The organism is Sphingobium sp. HDIP04 (genome assembly GCF_000445085.1).
Lineage (GTDB): Bacteria > Pseudomonadota > Alphaproteobacteria > Sphingomonadales > Sphingomonadaceae > Sphingobium > Sphingobium indicum.
The window spans coordinates 1-4325 of record NZ_ATDO01000030.1; the positions used below are offsets into that span (position 1 = coordinate 1).

Here is a 4325-nt window from a genome sequence, read left to right on the forward strand (position 1 = left end):
CCGGCCGCCCCGCGCCCTCCCCGCCCTCCGGCCGGGCCGTCCAGCCGATCTGCGCGCTTTCCGCCAGCGCCCGCGTCAGCATGGCCAGCGCATTTTCATCGCTGAGGTCGATCCCGTCGGAATTGCGCCGGTCGGGATAAAGCCCGGACGGCAGGGCGATGTCCGCATGCCGCGCCCCCGGATGCGGCATCGCCCGCACCTGCTCGACCGGGTCGGCGATCATCTCCTCCACCGGCACCGCCGGATCGGCGATGCGGTGCACGAAGGAGCTGTTCGCGCCATTTTCCAGCAGACGCCGCACCAGATAGGCCAGCAGCGTCTCATGCGTGCCGACCGGCGCGTAGATGCGGCAGGGCCGGTCGAGATTTCCCTTCCCAACCACCTGCTCGTACAGCGGCTCGCCCATGCCGTGCAGGCACTGAAACTCATAGTCGCCCAGCGTGAAACCCGGCCCCGCCAGATGATGGACCGTCGCCAGCGTCTGCGCATTATGCGTCGCGAATTGCGGGAACACCCGGTCACGCGCCGCCAGCAGCTTCTTCGCGCAGGCGATATAGGCAACGTCCGTATGCACCTTCCGCGTATAGACCGGGAAGTCCGCCATCCCGTCGACCTGCGCCCGCTTGATCTCCGCGTCCCAATAGGCGCCCTTGACCAGCCGCACCATGATCCGCCGCCCGGCGCGCTGGGCCAGATCGACGATCCAGTCGATGACGAAGGGACAGCGCTTGCCATAGGCCTGCACCACGAAGCCCAGCCCGTTCCACCCCGCAAGCTCCGGGTCCAGCGCCAGACTCTCCAGCAGGTCGAGCGACAATTCCAGCCGATCCGCCTCCTCCGCATCGATGTTGAGGCCGATGTCATAGCCTTTGGCGAGCAACGCCAGCTCCTTCACCCGCGGCAGCAATTCCTCCATGACCCGCTCCGCCTGTGCGCGGCTATAACGCGGATGCAGCGCCGACAGCTTGATCGAAATGCCCGGCCCGGCATAGACGCCGCGCCCGTCCGACGCCCGGCCGATGGCGTGGATGGCCTGCCGGTAATCCTCCAGATAGCGGGCCGCGTCCGCCGCCGTCGCCGCCGCCTCCCCCAGCATGTCATAGCTGTACTGGAAACCCTTCGCCTCTTCCGTCCGCGCCCGCTTCAGCGCTTCCCCGATGGTCTCGCCGGTCACGAACTGCTCGCCCATCATCCGCATGGCGAGGTCGACGCCGCGCCGGATCACCGGCTCGCCCAGCCGTGCCACTAGCCGGGTCAGCGCCGCGCCGAGGCCCCGGTCGTCCACGCTGCCGACCAGCTTGCCCGTCACCACCAGCCCCCAGGTCGCCGCGTTGACGAACAGCGACCTGCCGCCGCCCAGATGCCCGCCCCAGTCGCCGTCGGCGATCTTGTCGCGGATCAGCGCGTCGCGGGTCGCATCGTCGGGAATGCGCAGCAGCGCTTCGGCCAGGCACATCAGCGCCACGCCCTCCTGGCTGGAGAGCGAATATTCCTGCACCAGCGCTTCGACCCCACTGCCCTTGCCGTTGGCGCGCAGCGTCGTCACCAGCCTGCGCGCCATGTCACGCACCCCCTGCCGCATGGCGTCGGGCAGCGCGGCGGCTTCCAGCAGGGGCGCCAAGCACGCGGCTTCATCGCGGCGATAGGCGGCGGTGATGGCCTGGCGGAGCGGCGACTGCGGCCGGATGACAGGGGCGAAATCGGTGAAGGGGGGCGGGTTCGTCATGCGCGCCATGATAGGGAAATCATGGCATGCAATCCGACTTATGAACAGCCGATGCCAAGGAAATATGCCTTATTGCAGCAGCATTTCCAGCCAAATCGACTATCCTGACCAGCCTAAACAGACGAAAATCCGCCTGCCGTCAATCCTCGTCGATCAGGATGCGCACCGCCGCCCCGTCGGTGTCCTCGAACTGGCCATTGCCCAGCGCCCAGAAAAAGGCCGCCAGCCCCAGCAGCCCCAGTCCAAGCGCAATCGGAATCAGCAGGCTGAGACCCGTCATTTCGCGACTCCTTTCAGGCGCAATGCATTGGCGATGACGATCAGCGAGGATGTCGACATGGCGACCGCCGCGACCAGCGGAGTCACCTTCCCCGCCATGGCCAGCGGCACCGCCAGCAGATTATAGCCGATGGCCAGCGCGAAATTCTGCTTCACCACCGCCACGGTCCGCCGCGCCGCATGCACGGCCAGCGCCACCGGCGCCAGCCTGTCGCCCAGGAACACGGCGTCGGCGGCAAGCTGGCTGGCGTCGCTGGCGGAGGCGGGCGCCATGCTGGCATGCCCCGCCGCCAGAGCCGGGCCGTCGTTCAGCCCGTCCCCGACCATCAGCACCTTCTCGCCCCCGGCCTTCAGCCGCCCGATCAGCGCCAGCTTGTCGGCGGGGCGCAGATGGCCGATGGCGGTGGCGCCGGTCGTCCGGGCGATCTCCTCCAGCGCTTCGGGCCGGTCGCCGCTGGCGATCAATATCTTCATCCCCATGCCGCGCAGCGCGTCCAGCGTTTCCGCCGCATCGGGCCGCAGTGCGTCGGCAAAGCCCAGCAGCATGGCCTGATCGCCGCGCCGATATTCCGCCGCCAGCCCGAACAGGTTGACCAGGCTGCGCGGCCGCGCCAGCGACACGGCCACGCCCTGATAGTCCCCGAACACGCCCTCCCCCGCCACTTCGCGAACATTGTCGAGCGCGGCGGGCGTGACCCCTCGCGCTTCCAATGCCTGCCGCAGGGCGACGCTCAGCGGATGGCGCGATGCCCGCGACAGCGACAGCAGGATCGCCCGGTCGTCGCGCCACAGGCGGCGCAGCCCCTGCGGCACGGGGCGGCCCAGCGTCAGCGTGCCGGTCTTGTCGAACACGGCTTCGCTGACCTCCGCCAGCCGTTCCAGCGCCGACCCGTCCTTCACCAGCACGCCCCGCCGCATCAGCGCGCCGCAGGCGACGATCTGCGCGGCGGGCACCGCCAGCCCCAAGGCGCAAGGACAGGTGATCAGCAACACCGCCACCGCGATCAGCAACGCCTGATGCACGCCCGCCCCGGCGATCATCCACCCCGCGAAGGACAGCGCCGCCAGCAGATGGACGCAGGGCGCATAGAGCCGCGCCGCCCGGTCGGCCAGCCGCACATAGCGCGACTTGCCCTGCGCAGCCTCCTCCATCAGCCGGGCGATGTCGGCGATGACCGTATCGGCCCCCGCCGCCGTCACCTCCACCCGGATCGGCCCGTCGACATTGAGCGCGCCCGCCTGCACGGCATCGCCCGGATGCACCCGCACCGGCGCGCTTTCCCCGGTCAGGAAGGCGATGTCGAGGCCGCTCTCGCCCTGCGTCACGCGCCCGTCGGCGGCCAGCCTTTCGCCCGCCGCCACCAATATCGTCATGCCCGGCCGCAGCGCGTCGGCGCGGGTCCAGCGGCTGCTCCCGTCCGCCTCCAGCACCAGCGCGCCCGGCGCGGTCTGCTTCAGCAGCGCCGCCACCCCCGCCCGCGCCCGCCCGCGCATCATGCTGTCCAGCGCCCGCCCGGCCAGCAGGAAGAAGAGCAGCATCACCGCCCCGTCGAACCAGGCATGCGCCCCGCCGGTGACGGTCTCATACAGGCTCATTCCGGTGGTCAGCAGCACGCCGATGCTGATCGGCACGTCCATGTTCGTCCGCCCCTGCCGCACCGCCGCCCAGGCCGAACGGAAGAAGGGCTGGCCCGCATAGGCCACCGTCGGCAGCGCGATCAACGCGGAGAGCCAGTGGAACATCCCCCGCGTCGCGCCCGCCGCCCCGGACCAGACCGACACCGACAGCAGCATGATGTTCATCGCCGCGAAGCCCGCCACCACCAGCGCCCGCGTCAGCCGCCGGCTTTCCGCCGCCGCCACGTCCAGCCCCGCATCGGCCAGCGGTTCCGCCTCGAACCCCAGGGCGGCGATGGCGGCGCGCAGGTCGGGCGGGGTCAGCGCCGGATCGTGCCGGATGGCGACGCGCTTCGCCCCCATATTGACCCGCGCCGAGATGATGCCGGGCTGGCGCGGCAATCCTTCCTCGATTTTCGCGATGCAGCTCACGCAATGGATGCCGGGGACGGCGAACAGGCTTTCGACCGTCTCTTCCGCCACCGGATCGGCGATCAGCGCTTTCGTGGCCATCAGTCGACCTCCCTCAAAAGATGCTCCTCGCGCCCGGCGAGGCGCAGGTCGAAACGGACCTGCCAGCGCCCCTTCGGCAAGACCCGGTCGCTGGCATAGACGCCCGGCGCGGTTTCGCGGAAGGCGAGCGGCATGTCCGGCGCCCGCCCCAGCGGATGCTGCGCCACCGCCGTCACGACGACGCCCGCCA

Annotated in this window: 3 protein-coding genes and 1 pseudogene; all 4 read right to left on the reverse strand. The window is 70.0% G+C overall.

What is annotated here, in order from left to right:
- On the reverse strand, window positions 1–1726 hold a 1726-nt coding region (locus L286_RS26165), incomplete at its 3' end, for a proline dehydrogenase family protein (RefSeq protein WP_031292991.1).
- A 139-nt stretch (window positions 1727–1865) separates the two neighbouring features.
- Entirely contained in the window at window positions 1866–2006 is a 141-nt protein-coding gene (ccoS, locus tag L286_RS26170) for a cbb3-type cytochrome oxidase assembly protein CcoS (RefSeq protein ID WP_007688161.1), read from the reverse strand.
- Window positions 2003–4135, reverse strand: a complete 2133-nt coding sequence (locus tag L286_RS26175; RefSeq protein ID WP_020818358.1) for a cation-translocating P-type ATPase — start codon at window positions 4133–4135, stop codon at window positions 2003–2005. Before L286_RS26175 ends, ccoS begins: the two co-directional genes overlap by 4 nt.
- Window positions 4135–4325 (reverse strand): annotated as a pseudogene (locus tag L286_RS26180) (FixH family protein); the annotation flags it as partial. The pseudogene L286_RS26180 and the gene L286_RS26175, both read right to left, overlap by 1 nt.